General features: G+C 64.0%; 24 protein-coding genes and 1 tRNA gene. 12 read left to right on the plus strand and 13 right to left on the minus strand.

Features of this window, described 5'->3' with window-relative positions:
• Nucleotides 1-33: 33 nt before the first annotated feature.
• Nucleotides 34-810, plus strand: a complete 777-nt coding sequence (locus EI169_RS02580; RefSeq protein WP_164515409.1) for a restriction endonuclease — start codon at nucleotides 34-36, stop codon at nucleotides 808-810.
• Nucleotides 811-837: 27 nt separating this feature from the next.
• On the opposite strand, the gene EI169_RS02585 is transcribed toward EI169_RS02580, so the two are convergent.
• From EI169_RS02585 to EI169_RS02605, 5 genes are all read right to left on the minus strand, one after another.
• Nucleotides 838-2,445: a hypothetical protein gene (locus EI169_RS02585; protein ID WP_125130724.1), complete on the minus strand. Its 1,608-nt coding sequence runs from the start codon at nucleotides 2,443-2,445 to the stop codon at nucleotides 838-840.
• Between the two features lie 103 nt (nucleotides 2,446-2,548).
• Nucleotides 2,549-2,914, minus strand: a complete 366-nt coding sequence (locus EI169_RS02590) for a hypothetical protein (RefSeq protein ID WP_125130726.1) — start codon at nucleotides 2,912-2,914, stop codon at nucleotides 2,549-2,551.
• A 12-nt stretch (nucleotides 2,915-2,926) separates the two neighbouring features.
• Nucleotides 2,927-4,006, minus strand: coding sequence for a DUF3644 domain-containing protein (locus EI169_RS02595; protein WP_125130728.1), 1,080 nt, complete (start codon nucleotides 4,004-4,006; stop codon nucleotides 2,927-2,929).
• 11 nt (nucleotides 4,007-4,017) lie between these two features.
• A complete protein-coding gene (locus tag EI169_RS02600; protein ID WP_125130730.1) occupies nucleotides 4,018-5,397 on the minus strand; it encodes a hypothetical protein in 1,380 nt (459 codons plus the stop codon).
• 29 nt (nucleotides 5,398-5,426) lie between these two features.
• Nucleotides 5,427-7,241, minus strand: coding sequence for an ATP-binding protein (locus EI169_RS02605; protein ID WP_125130732.1), 1,815 nt, complete (start codon nucleotides 7,239-7,241; stop codon nucleotides 5,427-5,429).
• Between the two features lie 186 nt (nucleotides 7,242-7,427).
• Between EI169_RS02605 and EI169_RS02610 the strand changes: the two genes are divergently transcribed.
• Complete coding sequence (locus tag EI169_RS02610; RefSeq protein WP_125130734.1) at nucleotides 7,428-8,711, plus strand: site-specific DNA-methyltransferase; 1,284 nt, start codon at nucleotides 7,428-7,430, stop codon at nucleotides 8,709-8,711.
• Here the strand turns inward: EI169_RS02610 and EI169_RS02615 are convergent.
• Nucleotides 8,708-8,899 carry a hypothetical protein gene (locus EI169_RS02615; protein ID WP_125130736.1) on the minus strand — a complete coding sequence of 64 codons (192 nt, stop codon included), beginning with the start codon at nucleotides 8,897-8,899 and terminating at the stop codon, nucleotides 8,708-8,710. The two genes, EI169_RS02610 and EI169_RS02615, sit on opposite strands and share 4 nt — an antisense overlap.
• A 114-nt stretch (nucleotides 8,900-9,013) precedes the next feature.
• Here EI169_RS02615 and EI169_RS02620 point away from each other — a divergent pair, with 114 nt between their 5' ends.
• The 3 genes from EI169_RS02620 to EI169_RS02630 all read left to right on the plus strand — a co-directional run bounded on the left by EI169_RS02620 (nucleotide 9,014) and on the right by EI169_RS02630 (nucleotide 10,789).
• On the plus strand, nucleotides 9,014-9,580 hold the full coding sequence (locus EI169_RS02620) for a helix-turn-helix transcriptional regulator (protein ID WP_125130738.1): 567 nt from the start codon (nucleotides 9,014-9,016) through the stop codon (nucleotides 9,578-9,580).
• Nucleotides 9,581-9,604: 24 nt separating this feature from the next.
• Nucleotides 9,605-10,354, plus strand: a complete 750-nt coding sequence (locus tag EI169_RS02625; RefSeq protein ID WP_125130739.1) for a uracil-DNA glycosylase family protein — start codon at nucleotides 9,605-9,607, stop codon at nucleotides 10,352-10,354.
• Between the two features lie 177 nt (nucleotides 10,355-10,531).
• Complete coding sequence (locus EI169_RS02630) at nucleotides 10,532-10,789, plus strand: hypothetical protein (RefSeq protein ID WP_125130741.1); 258 nt, start codon at nucleotides 10,532-10,534, stop codon at nucleotides 10,787-10,789.
• Between the two features lie 608 nt (nucleotides 10,790-11,397).
• Here EI169_RS02630 and EI169_RS02635 read toward each other — a convergent pair.
• From EI169_RS02635 to EI169_RS02650, 4 genes are all read right to left on the minus strand, one after another.
• Nucleotides 11,398-12,147 carry a hypothetical protein gene (locus tag EI169_RS02635; protein ID WP_240640570.1) on the minus strand — a complete coding sequence of 250 codons (750 nt, stop codon included), beginning with the start codon at nucleotides 12,145-12,147 and terminating at the stop codon, nucleotides 11,398-11,400.
• A 185-nt stretch (nucleotides 12,148-12,332) separates the two neighbouring features.
• On the minus strand, nucleotides 12,333-12,884 hold the full coding sequence (locus EI169_RS02640; RefSeq protein ID WP_125130743.1) for a DUF3846 domain-containing protein: 552 nt from the start codon (nucleotides 12,882-12,884) through the stop codon (nucleotides 12,333-12,335).
• A complete protein-coding gene (locus tag EI169_RS02645; protein WP_125130745.1) occupies nucleotides 12,878-13,420 on the minus strand; it encodes a hypothetical protein in 543 nt (180 codons plus the stop codon). Before EI169_RS02645 ends, EI169_RS02640 begins: the two co-directional genes overlap by 7 nt.
• Nucleotides 13,421-13,625: 205 nt before the next feature.
• Entirely contained in the window at nucleotides 13,626-13,955 is a 330-nt protein-coding gene (locus EI169_RS02650) for a hypothetical protein (protein WP_125130746.1), read from the minus strand.
• A 199-nt stretch (nucleotides 13,956-14,154) separates the two neighbouring features.
• On the opposite strand from EI169_RS02650, the gene EI169_RS02655 reads away from it, so the two are divergent.
• The 3 genes from EI169_RS02655 to EI169_RS02665 all read left to right on the plus strand — a co-directional run bounded on the left by EI169_RS02655 (nucleotide 14,155) and on the right by EI169_RS02665 (nucleotide 16,094).
• A complete protein-coding gene (locus EI169_RS02655; protein WP_125130748.1) occupies nucleotides 14,155-14,370 on the plus strand; it encodes a hypothetical protein in 216 nt (71 codons plus the stop codon).
• A gap of 105 nt (nucleotides 14,371-14,475) precedes the next feature.
• On the plus strand, nucleotides 14,476-15,228 hold the full coding sequence (locus EI169_RS02660) for a hypothetical protein (RefSeq protein ID WP_125130750.1): 753 nt from the start codon (nucleotides 14,476-14,478) through the stop codon (nucleotides 15,226-15,228).
• A gap of 53 nt (nucleotides 15,229-15,281) precedes the next feature.
• A complete protein-coding gene (locus tag EI169_RS02665; RefSeq protein WP_125130752.1) occupies nucleotides 15,282-16,094 on the plus strand; it encodes a GIY-YIG nuclease family protein in 813 nt (270 codons plus the stop codon).
• 64 nt (nucleotides 16,095-16,158) lie between these two features.
• Here the strand turns inward: EI169_RS02665 and EI169_RS02670 are convergent.
• Together EI169_RS02670 and EI169_RS02675 are read right to left on the minus strand one after the other, a co-directional pair.
• Nucleotides 16,159-16,230: transfer RNA gene (locus tag EI169_RS02670), tRNA-Arg, on the minus strand.
• 62 nt (nucleotides 16,231-16,292) lie between these two features.
• Nucleotides 16,293-17,090 carry a helix-turn-helix domain-containing protein gene (locus tag EI169_RS02675; protein ID WP_125130754.1) on the minus strand — a complete coding sequence of 266 codons (798 nt, stop codon included), beginning with the start codon at nucleotides 17,088-17,090 and terminating at the stop codon, nucleotides 16,293-16,295.
• A gap of 117 nt (nucleotides 17,091-17,207) precedes the next feature.
• Here EI169_RS02675 and EI169_RS02680 point away from each other — a divergent pair, with 117 nt between their 5' ends.
• The gene (locus tag EI169_RS02680) at nucleotides 17,208-18,332 is read left to right on the plus strand and encodes a hypothetical protein (RefSeq protein WP_125130756.1); all 1,125 of its coding nucleotides are present in this window, start codon (nucleotides 17,208-17,210) and stop codon (nucleotides 18,330-18,332) included.
• A 3-nt stretch (nucleotides 18,333-18,335) separates the two neighbouring features.
• Here the strand turns inward: EI169_RS02680 and EI169_RS02685 are convergent, their stop codons facing one another.
• Nucleotides 18,336-19,223 carry an HIRAN domain-containing protein gene (locus EI169_RS02685; RefSeq protein WP_125130758.1) on the minus strand — a complete coding sequence of 296 codons (888 nt, stop codon included), beginning with the start codon at nucleotides 19,221-19,223 and terminating at the stop codon, nucleotides 18,336-18,338.
• A gap of 205 nt (nucleotides 19,224-19,428) precedes the next feature.
• Here EI169_RS02685 and EI169_RS02690 point away from each other — a divergent pair, with 205 nt between their 5' ends.
• The 3 genes from EI169_RS02690 to EI169_RS02700 all read left to right on the plus strand — a co-directional run bounded on the left by EI169_RS02690 (nucleotide 19,429) and on the right by EI169_RS02700 (nucleotide 22,064).
• A complete protein-coding gene (locus EI169_RS02690; RefSeq protein ID WP_125130760.1) occupies nucleotides 19,429-19,695 on the plus strand; it encodes a hypothetical protein in 267 nt (88 codons plus the stop codon).
• A 344-nt stretch (nucleotides 19,696-20,039) separates the two neighbouring features.
• Nucleotides 20,040-20,348: a hypothetical protein gene (locus tag EI169_RS02695; protein ID WP_125130762.1), complete on the plus strand. Its 309-nt coding sequence runs from the start codon at nucleotides 20,040-20,042 to the stop codon at nucleotides 20,346-20,348.
• A 3-nt stretch (nucleotides 20,349-20,351) separates the two neighbouring features.
• The gene (locus EI169_RS02700; RefSeq protein ID WP_125130764.1) at nucleotides 20,352-22,064 is read left to right on the plus strand and encodes an SGNH/GDSL hydrolase family protein; all 1,713 of its coding nucleotides are present in this window, start codon (nucleotides 20,352-20,354) and stop codon (nucleotides 22,062-22,064) included.
• The last annotated feature ends 2 nt before the right edge of the window (nucleotides 22,065-22,066 follow it).

Raw genomic sequence — 22,066 nt, forward strand, 5'->3', positions numbered from 1 at the left:
CCTCGACTGCTCCATGACCTAATTGCAACAGAGTTGCTGCAAGCTGGACATGCTCCTGATCTGGACGGGGCTGCTGAGCTCGCCGAGACGCTCGTCGAACAAGTCCGCGTTCTGATCATCGACGCGCAGACGCTCGCTTCCAACGCGGGTGAGGCGTGGACGCTCGAGATCTACGGCAGCGAAGATGAGTATGTGCGCGGCTCGTCTGCAGTAGATCTCACTTTGTCCGCGGAAGAGCGGAGGATCCGATCAAATCGACTGCACATCTCCGCAATCCACTCGGCGCTGCGGGTGCTATCCCCAACGCAATTCGAGCATGCCTGCACAGCGATACTTCAGCTCATGGGATGTGTCGAGCCCCAGACATCGCCGAGGCGCGACGATGGCGGCATCGACTTCTACGGACGGCTTGAGCTGAAGGGTCGGCTCGACAATAGCTCGCCGTATGGCGGCATCGACAGCAGGGTCGGACTGTGGCTGGTCGGCCAAGCCAAGCACTATCCAGACCGTCCCATCCAGACGGCTCACATCCGCGAACTCGTTGGTTCCGTCGAACTCGCGCGAACGGGCGGCGCCATCCACATATGGCAGGGACTTCATCTACGCCCATTCGACGCGACGATCCAGCTGCTTTTCACGACTGGCACCTTCTCGAGTGGCGCCCTTCTGTTGCTCGACAAGACCGGGATCGTCGCTATGAATGGTCTGCAACTTGCCACGTTCTTGGCGGATGCCGGCGTGGGGATCGATCAGATTGCCTCCACGTTCGCCGAGGACGCGTTCCGCGCGGCTCTAAGCATCCCTGGCTGAGGGCTCAGGAAGCTTCCTACTACGCCGCTAGATTCCGTAGAGCTTGAGCGCTACGTGGTTCACGATCAACCGTCGTCCGTCCTTATCGAACGCGAAGTGGATTCGCCCGACCTCGTTCGGCTTGACTGCGTCGCGCACCTTGACGTGGGGCACCTGGTCGCGTCGCTTTCCGTCAAAGTCAAAGTAGCGCAGCGACTTGTTCTTCTCGATCGTGTCGTCGGCCGTCGAGACGTTGAGGCCGAAGTTCTGCTTGAACCAGTCGTCGATGTGTCCGATTGAGCCTGGATCATCGCTATAGAGCTTCTGCGCCGCCCGCGCCAAGGTGGTCAGCGCCTCAGTCATGTCGGTGGGATCGGGGTACGCGATCTTCTTCCAGGAGCGTTCTGCAGTCTCGGTGAACACGATGCAGGAGCCGCTTGCGTCGGTGAGCCCCAAGAACGTGTCGGTGGGGTCAGACGACTCCACCAAAGGAGGAATCTTTTCCCAGGGGTCTGTCTCGGCTTCCTCCACAGGCTCGTACTGCGCGAGGTACTGCCCCTTCCAGTAGTCCACCTGCGCCTGCAGGTCTTCAGCTATATCGGCTCGCGCTTTTAGGGTTTCGACGTCGTGAGCGTATGACTCCGCCAGCTCCTGGGCTTCGTTGAGATCGGCGTCCAAGACCGCCACCTGCGCGAGCAACGCATCTCGCTCAGCGCCAATATCGGCTGCTTCCTGAGCAAGACGAACGCGCGCATCCGCATCAGCACGCGCGGCTCGCTGGACCTTTTGACGAGCACGGCGCCAGCCCTCGTCAACGCCGCGGGTGAGCGCCGCGATGGGAGCGAGTCTCGGCATCAGACGGTTACGGAGCACCTCACGGTCCGCGGCAGCCTCTACCTGCGCCGCCGTCACGTCGATGCCGGGCGCCGCAAGATCGGACCATACGAGTCGGGCGCCACCGAAGGGAATCTGAAGTCCGGCGATGGCGGCTTGGAGTGTCTCGCGAGCCGAGTAGGTGAGCGTGACGACCCTTGCGAGGCCGATGAGCTTGCTGGCCGCAACGAAGGCGGCGTCTCGGATCTCGGTCGACCTACTGTGCACCAACAGGATCGGCAGGCGTGACGGCGACTTCAGCGCGGCCACCAGCGCTCCGACCTCGTCCGCATCCCGCACCATGTGGAAGCGTTCATCGACATGCTGCCCACCGATACTGAGACGTAGCGTCTCGTCCCGTGCAACTGACCCCACGATGCCCGGCTGGAAGACGCTCGTGCTTCGAACCGGTGTCAGCGCTCCACCGAGATACTCTCTGCTGATACCGACACGGAAGCTCACGCCACCAGAAACTTCGCTAGCGGTGACGCGGGTAGTGAGTTCGACTCCGGACTCGAGCGTCTGCTGTACCGACACCCTCAGCGCGCGATCTGCACCGACGGCGATCGACTCCCATACCGCGACGCGGTCCGATACGACCAAATCTCTCAACTCGATCGGGGGTAGCGTCGCCCTCCCCGACTCGAGCAGATCAGACGGGAGGACGACAACATCCGACCCTCGGTTCAGCCATTCCGCGACATGCTCAAGTAGCAGCTCGAAGGCGGACTCGCCCTCGCGTACTGATTCGACGTCGAAGTCGACAACGTAGAGGAGGTGCATCGGCGCTGCCTTTCACATACCCACAGACCAACGAGTGGAACCGCCCCGACCGCCAGCCGTTCTCCGCCTGAGCCTATCGAGCACGCTCGCGTCCGACAGGTTCCTACAGACGATCGATCCAGGTGTCTTCTTCGCGGTCGGCCCAGGCGTTGCCAGTGTTGACATGGCCCGACCGCGCCGCCCGACCGCGAAGCATCTGGATCAACACGTTTGCCTGACCGACTTCAAGCTGCGCGACGGAGGTGATGCGGACACCGGTCAGCTCAGCGACAATGTCGAACTGCGCGTGGGCATCAACGACGCCGACCTGCGCGAACAGCTCGCGGATCGTCTGCCGTTGAAGCGCGGTCATCGGCGTCGGTGCCGCTTGCTCTTCCGTGGGCACCACGTCATCGAGATCAAACAGTCCGCCATCCATGGCTTCCATACTGCCGGATCGACCGGTCGGCTCAGTCTGGGCGATGCGCACCAGCAGTCGTGGCTACTGCGCCGCGGACGCCTCCTTGGCTTCTGCGGCCCGACCAGTGACGGCCTGGAACCCCTCTGCGGTTGCGCACTGCTTGATGAGGTACTTCACCCAAGCCTCGGTGTACCCGTAGCCGCGACCCAGTGCGTCGTACATGCAGTACTTCTCATCCGTGCGCTCGGGCTTGTCGCTGCCGTTCACAGGGCGAATCTCCTTGATCTGCCAGGCACGGAGGAAGTGGTGGCTCGTAAAGCGGTACGGAATCGCAGCCGCGACCTTGAGTTCCGCCTCACGAGGACGAAGCAGCCCGTGCCCTACAACGGGACGGCTCTGCTCCCGGACGATGGTTTGTCCACGGCGACCCATCTCGGCTACGGCCGAACGCTCCTCTTCGGTCATGTCATCCCAGCGGGTGAACTGCATCGACATGGCATCGTCATCGCGAGAAGCCATTTCCAGGACGACTCGCAGACGAAGCTCGAATCGAGAATCCGCTGCCGTCGCTTCGGGTAGGCCGGAGTGGTACTGAGCGATGAATCTCTTCAGATCCGCGGGCAGGCGATTACGCAGCTTCAGCAACGCTTGCTCACCCTCGGTAGTGAACGTGCCGACGAACACCGGAAATCGCAGAATCTCCGCCAGCGAGTACTTGGCGCCGAAGGTGCTGACAAGCTCGTCCTCAAAGTTCAGCAAGAAGGCTTGGGCGTGACCGCTGACAGTGAGACCCAGGTCGCGATCCGTCGAGGCATGTCGATGCTCCACTCGATTGCGGAGCGCGATGAAGAACTCGAGATTTCGACGGACGGGATCGTCGGCGTTCGTCCACCGCTCCGCGACGCACTTGGCAAGCTCCCAACGCTTGTGCTCACCATCGATCACAACGAATCGACGCGGGTCGTCCTGCCGCCTGTAGCGATAGTCAATGCCGTCACGAGCGAAGCGCGCCTGCAGCAAGTACAGCCACGCAAGGTGCATGTGGACGACGAATCCCTCGAACGCTCTGCTCTGACCGGAGTCGTTGTAAAGACGCACCGCCAGCGTGGCTTCGTCGATCGATGCGCGAAGCGTGCCGATCCAGCGAGCGGGGCGAGGCATGTTGTTCGCGCTCAGGTGAGGAGCGACGCCTCCTGTTCTCGTCGCTCGATGGCAGAAGCTAGGGCCGCCAGCACATCCTCTACTGCGCTCTTCATGTCTGCTTCTCCAGCAGTGGGCGTAGCGTGGACGAAGCTAATCTTGGCGTCAGCCGCAGATGGGAGCTGGGGACGTGCCGCGCAGCTCACGATGTGCACGGAAGTGATAGCCGGCACTCGGTCGCTTCCCACTCGCCGGATCCCGTAGAGATACTTGGCGCTCTCGGAAAGCACGTCTTCTGGGAGCATCTTCGCCCACGCCTTGGCATCGAGCACGGCTACTTCCGTGAAGTCTCCGCGAGTGGCCGTGAGGACAACATCTGGAAGCAATGTGCTGGCGACCAGCGCTCGGAACGTGTCCTGGGCGATGTCTGTCGAACGCCCCACGGCAGGCTTTACACGAAGGTCGATCGTCATTGCGTCGGTCTCCCATGACGCGATCGCCCCCTCACTAACCGACGTCGCCAACTCCAGGCGCTCACTCACACGATCCCGCACGGTAACGGCGAGCCATGCCTCAAACAATTCGTCCGTGTCCAATAGCGGCACCGCCTGGTCACCGCGCTGCCGCGCGAGGAGCTCGGTGAGCACCCGCATGCACGCCGCCGCAAATCGCGTGAACGCAGGGGGCCAGGATGAAGGATCCGGATCCGCCTGATGCGGAGGGGCGGCCGCGAGTAGACCGACGTGATTGATCGGTCCCGTAATCCGGCTCAGTGCCTGCCGATCTGCGTCGCCCAGCGTGGTCTGCACGAGGTTCGTAACCTCAAGGGCCAACGAAGATACCGCCGAAAGCGTGATGCGCTCACCCCGACCAAACCAGCGGGCGGAGCGCGTCACCGCAGTGTTCCCCTCGTGCTGGGACAGGTAGCCAACGCGAGCGACCTCACGCTCTGTGTATCCCAGGTCTTCGAAACCGCCACCGATTCCTACGGGCACCCAGCGAAGCTCACGCCCGATTCTCATCGGCCAACTATTCAGCAGCCGCTTCGCCTCGAACGCGCACAACTCAAGCGCATGCCAATCGGCGAGGACCCGGGCGCGCCCGATCGCCTCTGGTTCTGCGTACGCGTCCTCAAGGCTTGTGAGCGCGAGGCGAGACCGCCAGCTCGCAAGGTCGCGGCCCGCCTCCCACAGCTTCTCGAGATCCAGCACGGTGAAGTTGCCGCTCGACGGCACATCGAGGTCGAACATTCGCAGTTCCCGTCCGGCGAGGAAAGGGAGAACCAAACGCCCCGCGAAAGATCGATCCGCCGGCTCAACGATCTGCAGGTCGTCGCCATATGCCTCAATTGCCAGCCCATAGGGAAGCGCGGGTGTCAGTGGGCGACCTTCGACCCGCGCACTGACGATCACGCGCCCATTTCGGAGGTAGTCGAGACGAGTCAGCTCAGCGCTCCCCAGAAATCAGGAGACGGGCCGAAAGTCTGCCCCTGTAGCGCAGTCTTCAGACGATCCACGCGACTCGCGAGGACGCTTGTCGGCGCGATGTCAGGGAGACCTTCGATAGCAGCGGCGAACTGGTGTGCTGACAATGTCGGAAGCACGAAGTGGAGGATCGCGTTGTCAACCGCCGTGGCCACGACGACGCTATCGGGCTGCGTCTCGTCCTCACCGGCGAGTTCCACGTACCAGGCGATGTAGAAGAGCGCCTTTTGATAGGAGCGGAAGTTCACCGCCTCAGTTCCGATGACCTCACTGAGCTGCCTGCCCCTACGAAGAAGCGCTTCTTCGTAGACGTCGGAGCCCGATTCGTTGTAGCGAGCGAATGCCGACGACGGTCTCCCGAGGATCGTGCTCGCCGGTCCGTCCGCTTCTTCGATTGACGGCTGCGACAAGATGTCTGCTGACACACGTGCCTCCTCGATGGAAGGTGTGTCGGTGAGGATCACACATGCACGACTCGCGACCTTGCGTGCGGGCGACGGCGAGTCGGCGTCCACATTGATCGTCGCAAAGAAGCGCGGATACGGTGCGAGCGTCAGCCTTGAGGGGACGGTGACGCCGTTGTCCATCGTTGATACGTCGTCGCTCCGCGAGTGCAGTCGGAAATCGAGAGTGCCGGCTTCCGTGCCACCCAGGCCATGCACGAGGGCAGACAGATAGCCCTCGATGGGAGACAGGTTCGCTTCCTCGATGATCACGACGGGCGCATCCTTGCGCTCATCGGTTGACCCGAGCGGAAGCAGATCCAGAAGGGGTGACTGCGCAATGAACTGCTGTCCAGCGAGATGCGAGTAGTAGCCGAGGAACTCTTCCTGCCGCGCCAGGAATCGACTGCCTTCAAGGCGTGTGCGCCGGTCCTTCTTCGCGAAGAAGGCGGCGAGCGCCGAGGCGATCAGCGACTTGCCACTCCCGCTTGGGCCGGCCATGAGCACGAACTGGCTGCCGAGCGTGGACGCCAGGAGGTCATGAATGTCAGCGTCACTCGCGGTGATCCCGTATGCCGTTGCGAACTTCTTGAACTCGTCGATCAACGATGTGATCTGCTCGATCGGAGCTTCCTCGTAGCCGTGCCCCTGGACGGCCGCAGTGCCCGGCTGTACGTCAGCAGGGGGTCCAAAGGAGGACCTCTCGAGGAGCGTGGACGACCACTCGGGAGCGCCGAGGATCGGGACTCCAAGCGGTGTCGGGGTGGTGAAGCGCTCGTACTCATCGAGCGACAGTCCGAGTTTCTCAGCTGCGGAGGTCTGGAGCTCAACGGTCGACGGCTCGGCTGTCCACTCGACATCGCGTGTGAGTAGCACGGCAAGCGCCGGTCCCGCCGGCCCAGTGACACCGAGGGCCTGGTACTGATCGAGCAGCACATCGATCGCGTCAGCGCGGATCCCGTTGCCGATGTGGCGGTCGCCGCCGGCCCCGTCGTCATTGAAGAGCAGCGTCTGTGTGTAGCCACGCGTCGCCTTGTTCCAGACCGTCGAGCGACCCGCCTGTTCGTTCTTGAGCCAACGCTGCGTTGAGTTCAGATTGATGAATGGGTTGAGCGTGCCCGTTCGTACGTTCGGAACGAGCGTGAACAGGTCGGCCACCGCTCGGTCGGCACCTCGCGTCGAAGAGTCATAGGGAGCGGCGGCGATGCGACGCCCGGCGAGGAACGCCTGAGTCCAGTTCGAGTCGGCCGTTCGACGGACATGCTCACTGAGCTGGTGCAGCGCGGTTTCGAGCGCCTCCTCGGAGACCCGTGTCATCGCGACGCCCACCTCTTCTTTCGCCCCTGACTCATGACACCAGATCCTATCGGCGCCCCTCGACATGGCCTGGAGGCCCGTGCTTCTAGGGTTGAGATGCGAGTGTCGGCGGCCCCAGGTTCAATAGGCCCGGCCCTGATTCCCGCCACACGGCGCCGGGTCCGTATCCCGGCAACAAGTAATGGCAAGGTGGACACCATGGCACCAGACCGACCTCGCGTTGTAGCGCTGAAGCAGGGGGTTCAACTCCCCGATATCAAGCCCCAGACCCCGGTCGCCGCCCTCGATCGTTCGGCGTGGTTGTCCAGCGCGGAGACGTTCAGCATCGCGGAGGTCGCACCGCTCGTCGGTATGGCCCCCACCTTCATCGCGAAGGTCCTCGGTCGTCGCGCTCACCTCACCGTCCAGGATGTGCTCACTCTGCTCGACCAGGATGCGTTCAGTGAGACCTTCCTGCCGCGTAGCAAGGTGCTCGACTTCCTCACGGCCGAGCGCGAAGAGCCGGGCAACGACTACCAACGCACAGACACGCATCTTCTGATCGAAGGCAACGTCACTGAGGCGCTGGACCTACTCGAGCCCGGCTCGGTGAACTGCGTCGTGACCTCCACGCCGTACTGGGGGCTTCGGATCTACAAGGACTCCAAACTCGTGCGCTGGGCCGACGGAGAGGAATGCGCCTACGGCCACGAGCAGACTCCTGAAGGTTTCATTCGGCACTCCGTCCAGATCCTGTTCCAGCTGCGCAACGTCCTCGCTGACGACGGTTCCATCTGGTGGAACATCATGGACTCGTACAACACCCGCACGCAGATCCGAGGAAATGCGGCCGAGGCGCTCCGCGCGATGCAGGGTAAGGACTCCAAGTCCTGGGCAGACCATGCCGCCCGCCGCTACAGCGCTGGACACTCCTACCTCAAGGATGGCGAGCTAAGCATGATCCCCGTTCAGATCGCGCAGCGGGCAAGCCGAATCGGACTCTTCGTGAAGAGTCTTATCACCTGGGCGAAGACGAGCAGCATGCCTGAGCCGCAGAACTCCCGTGTGAGTCGCGGCTCTGAATTCGTGATTCACATGACTAAGACCCGCACGCCAAAGTTCGATCGCGAGGCGTATCGCCGTATCGCTCCCGCACTCGGTGGTCGCAACGTCGGGTTCGAGTCGGACAAGCTCGCGGACGTGTGGGTGCTGCCGACTTCGAGCGGTAAGAATGGGCACGGCGCCCAGTTTCCAACAGCGCTCCCGGGTCGGTGTATAGCCCTCAGTACTGACACGGAAGACGTGGTGCTCGATCCGTTTGTCGGGAGCGGCAACTCAGGCGTTGCTGCCCGCGCACTAGGGCGTCGTTTCATCGGGATCGACGTCTCGCCGCAGTACATCGGTATCGCTGAGGCCGCGATCAGCAGTGTGCCTCGCAGCGGCTTCGCGGCCGCAACGGATGCGACCGCTCACCAGGACCTGCCGATGACCGGAGAGCTCTAGCTCAGCGCGACTGGGGGTGCGCTCTGCGACACGGCGACGACCGTGACTGTCGCCAGCATTATGAGCGCGGATATGCGGAAGCCAACTTTGGCCCCGCGCACGACAGCAGTGTCACCTACGGCCGGATTCATCAATGACGCGACGCGACGCATCGTCGCGATCGCCTCGTTGAAGTCGATATCTTGCATCTTCCAACTCCTCTCTAAAGTTGCCTCTTGTTGGAACCTACGCGGCAAGCATAGATCGTCGAGTACCTACCTGCAACATTAGACAACTATTCGAGTTGTTGGTACGATTTCACCATGAGCGACAGTGGCGCCATGAGCGACGATCGGCCCGAGCACGAGGATCCGCAATATGTTGATCTGGTCGTCGGGCCCAACCGCGAGCAGGACAACAAGAGCTTCGGCAGAATGCTCGCGGAGTTTCGCGAACTCGCCGGTCTATCTCGGAGCGAGGCAGCGGCAAGGCTAGACATCTCGGCCGAGTACCTGCGTCTTATCGAACTGGGACGCCGTAGTCCAGCCCTGGGCCAGATGCGCGCGTTCATTGACACCTACTCGATCCAAGGCGATGTGGGGCGCCTTCAGCCGGGGGGCGACCGTCCCGACCTAATCCTCATGCCACCACATGGTGACGAACCTATGAACGTGGAGTTTGTGAGCAGAGTCCGCGAAGCGCGCCGCCGAGGCATTGACTTGTCCCCCGAGGCCGAGAAGCGGCGCGAGACCGTACGCCGACGGGAAGCAGAGCTGCCCTCTGAGAGCCGCGCTGTCGAGCTTGGCTACATCGTCGCACTTCTCGCCAAGGCAGACGACCGAACGCTGGCGAAGATCTATGACATCTTGGAGACCGACTCCACTGCTTGACTTCGACGCCGGACATCGATCGACATGCCCGCCATGCGGCCCATTCCGTCATCACTGAAAATCGAGCACGCGTTCCTGGAGAAGGAGGTGGTCGTGTCGCGAACCGCATTGCCAACAGACTGGGCCGCTGGCGTCGCTGCGCAGGGGCTCGACGTCGAGGTGATCGACGACATAGTCGACCGCGCATACGTGGCGCCAGTCACAACCTGGCCCACAGAGACGGCTGTGTTCAGAGCCTTCGAGCTGACACCGCTCGACCGCGTCCGGGTCGTAGTCGTTGGCCAGGATCCATATCCCAGCGCAGCCGACGCGACCGGCGTTGCCTTCTCCACAGGACCGCGCGGCGCCGTTAGAGATGCGTTGAAGGCCGTTTACGCCAACCTGTCCTCTGACCCTGCCTTTGCTGCACCCAGCCACGGCGACCTCACGGAGTGGGCCGAGCGCGGAGCGCTGTTGCTCAACGCGGCGCTCACGCTCGGCGCCACGAGCTTGGATATGCGGTGCAGCCTTTGGCGGCCCCTGCTTCGCGCAGCGCTCGCGGCCGTGAGCGCGACGGGTAAGCCGATTCCGGTCGTGCTCCTCGGGGGACGGGCCGTTGCCCTTCGCGCTGCCGTCAAGGATCCTGCGGCGGTACAGGCAGCGGGGCACCCCACGCCGCGCAATAAGCGCGCGAATCAGTTCCCGCTCTTCGAGTATGCGCGTCCCTTCCGCGACGCCAACGCGTTCCTGATGAGCCGCGGTGAAGCTCCATTCGACTGGTCGCTCGCGCCGTAGCTGGTCAATTCCACGCTGGAGGCTGAATAGTCCCGGTCGTCAGCGCCGCTGCACTGCCCCGGCGTACACCCACGCGTGGTGCTCTTGTCTGTCGTCCTCGATCCATCGCACCAACACCGCGGCGTCCGTCCAGGCAATCGCCGCCACCTCGATGGCTCTCGGCTCGACATTTGCGACTTGGAATTGGAGCCGCGCTGTCACGGGGATGGGTTCGCGCGCATCACGGCGTCGGCCGGTAGCGCGCACCTCGTCGATCGAGAGCCCAAGCGGGGTGCCGCGTTCCGCGCGGGCACGGTCCGCGCGCTCGATGTCCCGCCCGACGAGGTCTTAGCGCCGGTTCTGCCCCACCGGCCGTTAGTCCCAGGCAGCAACGAGCAGCCAGCGTTCTCCCTCGCGCTCAACGTCGACGACGACGGTGCGATGATCTCGATCTGACCTTGCCGTGAAGCGCCACGCATCCCACAGGTCCCCGTCTGCTTGGAGACTGGGGGCGTCGATCACACGCCAGCGTTCCTGGCGCCAGACGAGCCGGCGGGGTACACCAGCCTCACACCAGAGTTGGACGTCCTCGCGTACCGGAACTCGCATCATCATCCCCATCGTCGTAGAGATGTTCGATGCTATCTCCCGTGTCAGACACCGCGGGGCTCACCTCGGGAGCGGTCGCCTCCCTGCAGGAAGGACACCACCAGCCGAAGGAGCGCGCCTCCAGCGGCGACAGGCAGCTGGGGCAGTTCCTGGTGGCGAACTCGAGCGGGTCGCCGGGGAACTGGATGAGCACGACATCACCGTACGCCGACTGGCATGTGGCGAAGGAGTTTATCCAGAGCGTCTTGGCGACACTCGTCCGTATGGACCTCGCAGAGAGTTCGATACCGACGATTGACCCCTCAATGCCAGGGTGCTGCGCGCCGATTACCTGCGGCGCGCGGCGGCACGACCACCAGGCACGTCAGTGAGCCGCATGGTGGTCTGGAAGGTGCAAAGGTGGCCCAATCACGGAGCCGCCCCGTGCCTACTTATGCCAAACGTGAAGCGATTGGTCATGGTTGCGTGCGCCGCCGCTCCTGCTTCAAATTGGCGAATGGGAGTCTGCCGTAGTGCGCGGTGAACTCGCGAGTCAGCTCGGCCTCGACTGCCCCGGGATCCTCCGCTTCGACGCGCCATGCCACGAGCAGCTCGTCCCTGTCCGCGAGGCACCAGATGTAGCGACCGCCCCAATGTCCGATCGGCTCCCCCGCGCCGTGGCGACGAAACTCGTCGAGGCGTTTGGCGATCCCACGTCGGCCGTTGGTGCCAGGCGTGGCCACGCCGATGTAGATGACCTCGGCACCGCGCACCCACTTGCTTTGCAGCTTCTCGAGCGGCACGGATGGGTCGCGGCGCTGGAACCACCCAGCGGGACTGATCTCCTGAAACTCCGGTGGCACGTCAGCTCGGGAACGCACGACGAGGTACACGCCACCTGCCTTGGGAACATCTGTTGCTGGCAGGTCAGCGAAGCGGACAAAGCCCTTAAAGCCGTCAGCGCGCAGTCCATCGATCGTCCAGCGGCTGAAGTCGGCAATCCACTGCCGCATGCGTCCCGTGAGTTCTGCGGTGGCGGCCTGACGCTGGGCGAAGAAGATGTTGACGAGCTGGTTGTCGGCCATCCAGTGCACATCGCTCGACTGATCGGGCACCGCGACGAGAAGCTCGGCGACGAACTCGTCGTAGTTCAGCGCACAATCGAAGGAGTCGAGGTGGTCGGCCGCTGCGGTGAGATCGAGAACGAGCTGCCTGTTGGAGGTCACTTCCGCACTGTAGCGGCCCGGACGGACACCGCGTTCGCGCGGCTGTGGCCTGTTTTGTCAATGGGACAGTGCGCCGTGGTGGCGGCGCACCGGACGTGAAAGAGGCGGCGACCGCGCCGGACCGAGTACTCGTGGTGCTCAAGGTCCGGGCAGTCGCCGCCGCGTGGTGGTTGCGCCTGAGTCCGTCAGGGGGCGGGCGGGTGTTCCAGGTCGGCCGGGTCGGTGGCGCGGACCGGCTGGATGGTGATGCCGCTGCCCACAGGAACGACGCGTACGTCTTCTGCGTGCCTCCATCGTTCAAGCGTGACCATTGCCCAGACGAGCGCTTCGAAGTAGTCGGTATAGGTGGCCGGGATCTGCATCCAGTCCGCCTCGCCCTTGACCTTCGCTTCGACGCGCCATCTGCCCGGTTCGGTGAGGAGCGGAGCGACGTCGGTCGGAATGCTCGTGCTATCGCCGTTTCCGTCGGGCAGCCCGACGATCAGCGCCGGGCCGACCAGCATCGCCTTCTGGCGGGTTTCGGGCACGAAGTACCACCAGAGGAAGGTGGTACGGGGGTTGAACGGCAACCCAAGCACCAAGCCTTCCTCGTGGACGTAGATCGTGATCCCGAGCTCTGGGATGTCCACCGGCTCGATCCAGCCGCCCACCGCGGCCTGGTAGTCCTCCAATTGGTGGACCTCGAGCCCAGAGATGGGCTCGTCCTGGTCGGCGGGGATGCGCAGCGCCCTCACCACAGCCGCTCACCTCCCGAAGCACTGAGGCTCGCGAGCAGGTCGGTGCCCGAGGCTTCTCCGACAATGCGGAAGCGGGATGCCGCGCCCATGGTCGCCCGAAACAGCGAGCACCAGACGGCGGCATCGAACACGTTGTCGAAGCGCGCCATGGTGTCGAGCCAGGTTCGCTGGTCGCCTCGTCTTGTGGCCTGCACGAGGATGCTGGTCGCGCCGAGGAACTGTTCCACGAACACCGGGACGTCACCGCCGTCTTCGTCGAAGTGCTGACCGTTGCCGGACAGCACGACGTCGCCGAGGATGAGCGGGTACTCGGTGGGCACTGCGCTGCAGTACCACCAGAGCGCCGACGCGCGGACGTTCAGCGGCTGGTGCTCCCGACGGGCGCCCTCATTCATGTAGACGGTGACGTCGAGGCTAGGAATCTCGAGCGGTTCCAGATTGCCGTCAACGGCGGTCTGGAACGCCCCTAGATCGGGCAGCTCGCACACGCGAGAGGGTCGCCGTATGTCATGCGGGATGACGATGCTTCGCACCACCTCCCACCTCCTTACTGTTGTCGCGACCGAGAACCCTCATGAGTTCCCTGACAAGTCGCGGGGCAGCAACGAGGTGGGATGCTTCGGGCGACCGGCCCGGAGGGAGCGCGCCTGCGCTCGACCTCCGGGACAGCCGCCCCTCTCCCGACCCCCAGTGGCGGGGAGGGAGTGCTGGCCGCTCAACCGAGCGCAGACGAATCTCGTCCTACGCGGGAGCGGCCTTGCCGCGACTCGGCGGAGCCTTTGCTCCGGAATCGGCGGCGCCGAAGATGGCCTCGATGGCGCTCTGCTTGGTTTTCGCTTCGCGCTCGATCTCGGCTCGCACCGTCTCGGCGCGCTGGAGCACCTTCGGATCGGACTTGGAAGCCTCGATCCAGGACTCCAGGGCAAGACGGATCTCTTCGGTGACGGTGCGGTCGTTGAGCTGGGCGATCACGTCCAGCTGGGCCCGCAAGCCGTCGGTGATGCGAACGGCGAGCGTCCGCAGTGGCCCGAGAGCCGTCGCCGGCACCTCGGGCAGTTCGTTCTCAGCCATGCTGAGCCTCCTCATCGGAAGCGACGGACGACCCCCGGATGGGGTCCTCTTGGACGTCGCAGCCCGACGAGGCGGATGAGCGATTATGAACGAACGGTCTCAAAAGTCAATGCCCGTTGTCCATTCCACAACGCGCGACCTCTGGTGAGCACGATGATGTCTTGACGGAACGGCGGCAGGCGCTCATAGTACGGAGCACATGAAGAAGAAGATCCTCAGTGTCGCACTTGGAATCGTCACGCTTGCGGCCGCGGCTCTGACTATCGTGTGCTTCGCGAATGGCGACACCGTCAATGGGGTGGCCATGGCCGGCGCTTCGATTTTCCTCGCGATCGCGACGCTCGCAGCAGCACGCGGCGGGATTGCCGCCGTGGTGAGATCAGTGCACGACGGGACACCTCCTGGCCTTCGCTGATTCCGAGCGGTTCCACGCCTTCGCCATCGGGGCTTCTTGCGACTGCCTTCTCGCCCGACGCTTCTACAAGGGGCCGATGTCCGGAGTCTGCGGCAGTCTTGGCGCATGACCGAACTCGCCTACATGGTGCGCGAAGACTGGGCGCAGCATGGCACCACGATGATCCCCCAGAGCGCTGTGATCCGCGGCTGGCTCGGCGATGCTCCGTATGTCTTCGCCACGTGGGATATGAAGAAGTACCAGTCGTCCAACAGTGCCGACCGCGAGTTCGTGCAGTACCTCACGCCGGCGAGTGCTGATCGGCGCATAGTCAACCTCAGCGAGCTGCGGGCGCTGACGGATGGGGACCGCCGCCTCACGGCGCCGCTCGTCGTGCTGCACCCGTACAAGGACGCGGACTGCGATCTCGTCCGAGTGGCCTTCGAAGCGAACGCCGTCGACCGCATGTTCGTGATCGTCTGGTCGCCCCGCGACACCATCCGCACCTGGCTCGACGGCGTTGGCGCGAGCAACCTGCACCCCACCGCGGCGGCCATCGCGCCGGATGCCGCGCAGGTCGAAGCGGCGCGCTGCTGGGTCTCAGAACAGTACAACGGGCTCGGGTCAGGCAACGGCAAGGCATCAGTCGTGCAGCTCCTGCGCGTCTTCACCGAAGCGGGGTATCCGCTTGACGTTGACACCTGGCTTGCGGCGTACTTTGCCGCGGGCGGAGAGTTCCGCCACGCCGAGGCCATTGAGAAGTTCATCAAGGAGATGCAGCGAGGCGTCCAACACCGCATCCAGGAGCGCTATCGCCCCGAAATCTTGAGCGTCCTGCGGGAGCGGGCAGTCGAGCGCGAATCGGCAGAGGATGAATAGCCGCACCTGGGAGCGAGCATCTCTGAACCTCGGCAAACCACGATGATGAACACATGGCACTGACGCTCGGCCCGCTCCTGATCGACGCAGGCATAGACCCCGCACAGGCACTTGTGATTCGTCACGCGTTCGCACAGGAATCCCAAGAGAGCGGCCTCATAGGTCTGCACGCCGACTCAACGCACGCGGAGATTCTGGAGTACACAGCGCGCCAGTCCACAGACACCCGCCGCTTTCCCGCCACGCCCCCAGCCACATGGGTCGTGTTCATCCGGGAGGGTGGCGACCAAGCCCGCCTGTGGGCGGTGGTAGAGAATCGCGGCGAGGTCGTCAACAACGGCATCATCCGCACGTTTGACATCGTCGAGAGCGAGCACATGGCCGACCTGCGCGGGCGTCTGGTCGTGGGCTGGCGGTCACCGCGCACGTGGAAAATGAACGCCACGACTGCGGCGAGCTACTCGGTGGTAGGGATCGCGGACGCCGAACCGATTCCGTTCCCCGGGTTCGACCGACTCGTGCTGAACTACCCCCAGCTCCAAGCCGTCATGCGCGAGCACCGCTACGCCTCATGGCGCACGGCGCTGTCCTCGGTCTTCGGGATCTACCTCATCACCGATACCCGAGACGGTCGGCACTACGTCGGGAAGGCAGACGGCGAGGAGAGCATCCGGCAGCGCTGGCACGCCTACGCGACCAACGGGCACGGCGGCAACGTGGAGCTGAAGACGGTTGATCCCCGCAGCTTCCGCTTCTCGCTACTTCGAGTCTTTGACCCCTCGACCCCCAAGGCAGATATCAACGCGGCGGAGGGGCACTTCAAGGTTGCGCTCGACTCGGTTCGACACGGGCTGAACCGGAACTGAACGCCGCCGCGCGATCAGTGCCTGCCGGAACTGCGCGGATGAATATCAGTTCAGAAGGGAAAAGTGCCCCTGGAGAGATTCGAACTCCCGACCCGCTCCTTAGGACGGAGTGGCTCTTCCACTGAGCTACAGAGGCACGCGCTACAAGCGTAGCGTGCCGGGCGGATGGCGCTCCGGGGCAGAGAAGCAGGACTCGAATCAACTCGGCGAGTAGCCGCGGTGCGTGTTCGTCGCGATGAAGCTCATCAGAGATTCGCGCTGGATGTACTTCCTCGAGCCCATCTTCGTGTACTCGATGTCGCCCCGGTTGGTCAGCTCATAGAGCGCTGAGTAGGGAATGCCCAGCGCCGCTGCCGCGTCCTTCAAGCTGAGCAGCATCGGGCCGGATTCGGAGAGCTTGCTGGGGTGGATCACCGTCGTCTGTTCCGCCTCGATGATCTCCACCTCCGATGCCTTCGTCTCCCAATTGCCGAAGTAGCTGTAGGGCTTGGCGAACTCCTCCTGGACTTTGCGGGCGGCGTCTTCCTCGTCGGTGGCGCGCACCCACTTCTCAGCGACCTGGACGCGCGTGACCACGACCTTGTATCTCATGTGCGTCTCCTGCTTGTTGACCTGCCTGACGGGGAACTTCTTGGGCGTCGGCTTCGGACGCGGCATTCGTTTGAGCGCTCGACCCAGCGCGCCCGCTTCCACGTTCGCGGAGCCTTGCTCGACGAGCACCTGCTGCGTGGGACGTGCCAGGCGCTCACGCTCCCGGCGGTCTTCGTCGGTGGCCTCGGGCCACACGCGGCCGCGCTCCGTCGGGACGGCACGCCACGACTTCCCGTGGCCGCTGATCTCGACCAGCCCGCGGTTCTTCAGGGCGCGGGCCGAGACGCGGTGACTGAACTCATCGTCCGGGTAGACACCAGGCGGACAGCCGTCGACGATCCACTGCAGGATTACCTGTTGACCGGGGTTGAGCTGGATGCGGCTGCGGTCCTGTGCGTCCGTCATTCCCGCGGCTCCATGAGTCCAGTGTCTCCTTGTTTGAACGACCCGCCCCGAGATCTCACGGAGTGTTCACTGGCCCCATACGCAGTGTTCGCGCACCGTGGAGAGATGAGCGCAAAGATGACCGACGACACCCCGCAGATCTTCGAACACGAAGGACTGCGCTGGAAGCGACTCCCGGGCGGCACCTCCACTTTCGAGGAGTTCGTCGCCGCAGGCGCCCAGTGGATGGAGATCTTCCACGAGACGCAGTGGAACCCGTGGCGAAAGAAGGAGCTCCAGCCCGCTGCCGACCGCGCCCGTACGGTGCGTGATGAGTGGACACGTGCCGAGCCCGGCCACCGGATGATGACGGAGGAAGAGGTCTCCGCCTGGATGGTGGAGATGGACCGCGAGCGAGACGCCCGACGCGCCGCCGACGAAACCCGCTGGGAGCGCGACAGGGCGCACTACTCGGAGCAGCGCGAGCATGCTCGCTACGCACTGCTCGAGCGGGAAGCGGCCCGCGCCCATCTCGAAGGTGAGCTTGAAGGGCTCCGCTCGGGCGCGGTCTTCCCGGGCATGCCGGCGGACGTGCGCGCCAAGCGCGTCGCTGGGCTCGAGACGGAGCGTGGTCGCAATGAAGCGGAGGTATCGAAGCTGGCGGAGGCAGTGGGCGACCCGGAGATGGTCGTTGACGTGCATGGCAGGCTCCCCCGCGACCGACGACCACTAAAGCTGGTCGGCTACGACTGCGACCGTCGATTCCGCGTCGAAGAGCTGCAGGCGTCCGTCGCCGAAGCACGCGACAGCCTCGCTGCCGAGAACGACCGCACGAAGAAGTCAGCGCTGCAGGCATCGCTGGCTGGCATGGAGCGCGAGCTCAAGGCGCTGCTCGCCGTACCACGGCTCACTGCCGACGACATGTGCGCGGACTGCGACACCCCACTGGCCCAACACCTCGGAAGCGGGAGTGAGGCGCGAGGGTGCCCGAACTGGCCGATGCGGGCCGCGCGGATGAAACAGGCTTGGGAGAATGTCCGGCGCATCCTCGAGCACGCGAAGCCCGCGGAGTCCACGCCACCGAAGCCCGAGCCGCTGGCGACGCTCCCGGGCAGCCTCGGGATCGGGGAGGTCATCGAGCGGCTCAAGGAGTTGCAGGAGAAGCACCCGGACGCGGTGGTGAAGCGGGGCCGCGCGAACCGATGGGAGCTTTGGCCTGCGGAGAAGGAGCAGGGCGGATCGGCTGAGCAGCCGTCGCCGTGACCGTTACGCGATGAGCTTGCTGAGACGTTCGCCGATCCGACTGCCGTCGCGGCGCTCTGGCGGACAGGCGGCGAACCAGCGCTCGAGCACGGCGATCTCTTTATCGCGTTGCCCGAGCTTGCGGTGGATGATCGCGGCCTGCTCGGTATACCAAGGAGCAGGTTCACGCCCCTCGCGGTTGGCTTCCGCGCCTTCGATCGCGGCGTAGCAGAGCACCAGTGCGTCATCCAAGCGTCCCTCGCGCTTGAGCTGCTTGATCGGCTCGACGAGCTGGAGGTAGTGGACGCCGTTCACCATGCCCTGCACGAACGAGTCTGCACGCGCACCGCCGCCGGCCAGCGCGTCTGCGACCATCTGGTCGATGCTCTGCTGGTGCGCGGCAACCTTTGCGCCCGAAGACAGCGGTGGCCGGTTTGTCTCGGACCACTGCCACTGCGCCGGTCCGTCCGCAAGCCAGGCCCACGCCTCGGCGCGCAGACCCTTCGGCAGCACCTCGGTGAAGATCTGCACCTGCACAGCGCGTGCGCCGCTCGTCGAGAGGTCGACGAGCATCGCGAGGTAGCCGGGGAGGTACCCGATCTTCTCCCCCTCGACGTGCACGGCAACCGCGTGTGGATCCGCTTGATTGTCGGGCTCGCGCTGCAAGGTGCCGGACGTCTCGATATAGCCACCCGCTCCAGCTCCGCTGCGCTCGGCGAGACGGGTGATGGCGTCCTTCGCAAAGGTCGTTGTGCCGGTGAGTTTCACCAGATCCTGCGCGCCGCCGAGTGAATAGGTCACCTCGACGCGCAGCTTTGGGCGAGCGGGCGCGCCTCGCTCTGATGGTTGTGTCGTGGCGACCGTGGTTGTCGTGACGTCCGGCTTGCCGAACAATCTGCTGAGGAACCCCATGGGCTGAATCTATCCAGCCCGGCAGCTGCGGCAGTGTCCGCGCCGCTGCGCACCAGCAGATTGTCGTCTGACTCCTCGCGGACGCTCCGCTGGCGCAGTGGCAAACGCCTCGCTTCATCTCGCTCACGAGCTTGGCGATGGCGACAAAGCGTTGTGATTTCTACTGCTTGTCAGGACGGGCGGGAGCGCGCATAGTGCGGGGTATATGGATGACACCGCCAGCCCCTCCCGCACTGCGCGCGACACCTCAGAGCCCACTCCCGAACCGCGCTTCGAAGCAACCATGAAGACTGAGATCCTCGGATTCAGTGAGCCTGTCGGTCCGGAAGTAGAGCCCGACACCCATGGCGGTACGGCGGAGGCGCGGCCCCGATCCACGCGCAGCATTGAGATCATTGGCTATCTGCTGGTGGCACTCGGCGTCTTCATCGCGGGAGCCGCGGGAATCTGGTTCGTCGCCGTGCAACCCTAGCGCTCCGTGCCGCTCGTCGCGTCCCCCGGCAAGCGGCCATCCCGAAGTTTTCCCCAGCCCGTGATGCGTTTTCTACAACGCCCTACGACTTGTCAGGATCGCGCTCGTGCTTCATAGTCAGGCGCGTAAACAGGAAACAAACACCATGAGCACGAGTTTTAGGGAGAGCATCGACCGACTTCTGAACACCGAGATGGACCGGATGGAGTTCCTCAAGGTCTGCGGCGTAGGTATCCTCGCCGCGATAGGCGTTAGCGGAGTACTCAAAGCACTCGCGGGCGCACAACCAAAGAAGCCGACGGCGCCCACGCAGGGGCCGGGCGCGTACGGGGGTAAACCCTTCGGTGGGTAACCTCCGGGGTACCGTCACCGCGTTCATCGCGGTCCTGACCGTCGCGGCTGCGACGCTGCTGGGGCCCCCTCCAGTCAGCGCGCAGTCCAGTTACGGCGGCGACTCGTACGGCGCCCAGACGTACAGCGCCGAAGACGACAGTCAGGGCGAACAGGTCTTGCCTCCCAACACCGGCTTCCAGCTCGTGGTGCAAGCCGCATCCACCCAGCCGTGGCTCTTCTGGGGTTCGACTGCCGCGGTTGTCGCCGCCTCGGGCGGAGTTGCCTGGATGATCATCAAGAAACGTAAGCAGGAGAACTAATGAATGGCACGACTACCTAAAGTCGGCGATGACAAGGGCACCTGGGGAGGGATCCTTAACGAGTACCTCAGCCAGTCCCTCAACGACGATGGAACGCTGAAGACCGACAGTGTTGGCGCACCGCAACTGAAACCGAACTCCGTCACGGGAGCCGCCATTGCGAACGGCTCGATCTCGAACGCGAAGATCGCCGACGGCGCCGTCGGCAACGCCCAGATCTCGGATGGCGCGATCGATGAGGACCACCTGACAAGTGTCGTCAAGGACAAGCTGAACGCTGGCATGGCGGACGGCTCGATCACCACGGCAAAGCTGGCAGACGACGCGGTTACCAACGCGAAGATCGCGGACGGCGCAGTCACGACTGCCGCACTCGCTACAGGTGCAGTCTCCGTCGCCAAGCTCCAGAACGCCGCTGCAGCCAACGGACCCGCCATCCTTGATGGAAGCGGAAAGCTTCCCCCGTCCACTATCCCGATGCAGGCCGCGGCCGACTCGGAGGAGGTGAAAGCGGCGATTGAGTCGGCGGAGGGTGTTGTCTCTCGTGTGCCAGACGAGTCGTGGACCCTTGGGTGGGAACAATCCGCCTTCATGCGGCCGGGACGAACTGACGACCCGACTATTGCGATTGCCCAGACAATGACGACCGGCCTTAGCTCCCCGGCCACAATCGCGCCCGCAATAGTGAACATCGGCTCCAACACGCAGAACTGGGACGGATCGTCTGACACCAAGTTCCGCTACTGGCCTGGCGTCTTCTCTACCGGCAATGGGGGATCAGGCGACCTCGCGTTGTACGGGAGTGAAAAGCCAGGCGGTGCGGCTCAGGCCGCTCGTTGGCCGCTCGTAGTCGAGTTCGTCACCGATACAGGAAATGCAGTGCTTGAACTCTTCGGATATGCACTCGGTGGTGGCGCCGCCATGAAACTTGAGGTGAACGGGCGTCTGACGGACGACGTATATTTTCGGGTTCGGTCAGGCGGCGGCCCGTGGATGGTGACCGTAACGTTCCCCGTAGCCGCGGCTCGACGCATCCGGGTTATGATGCCCGGAGACGGCGGATTCTCGGGCGTGCGAGTACCAACGGGCCAAACCATCACCAAAGCACCCGCTCCCACCCAGACAATCGCGTTTCTGGGAGATTCATGGGTGAATGGTTCGGGATCGGCCTACGGCTACCCCAACGGAGCGGGAGACCTCGACACCTTCGCGTGGCGCTACGCGCGACTGCTGGGCGGACCCTACGCAGCCATGATGCTCGCAGGGATCGGAGGCACAGGATGGACCGCCGGTACTAGTGGCGGACAGCCAGCGAACTACTCCGTTCGGGTGCCGGCGATCCTCTCCAGAAATCCTGACACGCTGGTCATCTACGGCTCGCAGAACGACTCCGACACGGACATAAGCGCTGCCGTCAGCTCGCTTCTCGCGTCGGTCACGTCGATACCGCGCGTCATCGTACTTTCAACCGCGCTCAGCGGCTACCAGAACCAGATTGCGTCGGTGCGCGCGGCGACACTCGCGGCCGGCAGACTGTTCGTCGATCTGAAGGACTACATGTACGGCACGGGTGGTGCCAACAGTGCGAAGTACGACGGCAACAAGGATGTTCTGCTCATGAATACAGGCGATCTTCACCCGACGCTCGACGGTCACCGGGCGCTGGCCAGTAGTGCATACCGCCGAACGATACGCCAACTGACGGGGAGGTTCTAAGT

The sequence above is a fragment of the Microbacterium sp. 10M-3C3 genome (assembly GCF_003931875.1).
Lineage (GTDB): Bacteria > Actinomycetota > Actinomycetes > Actinomycetales > Microbacteriaceae > Microbacterium.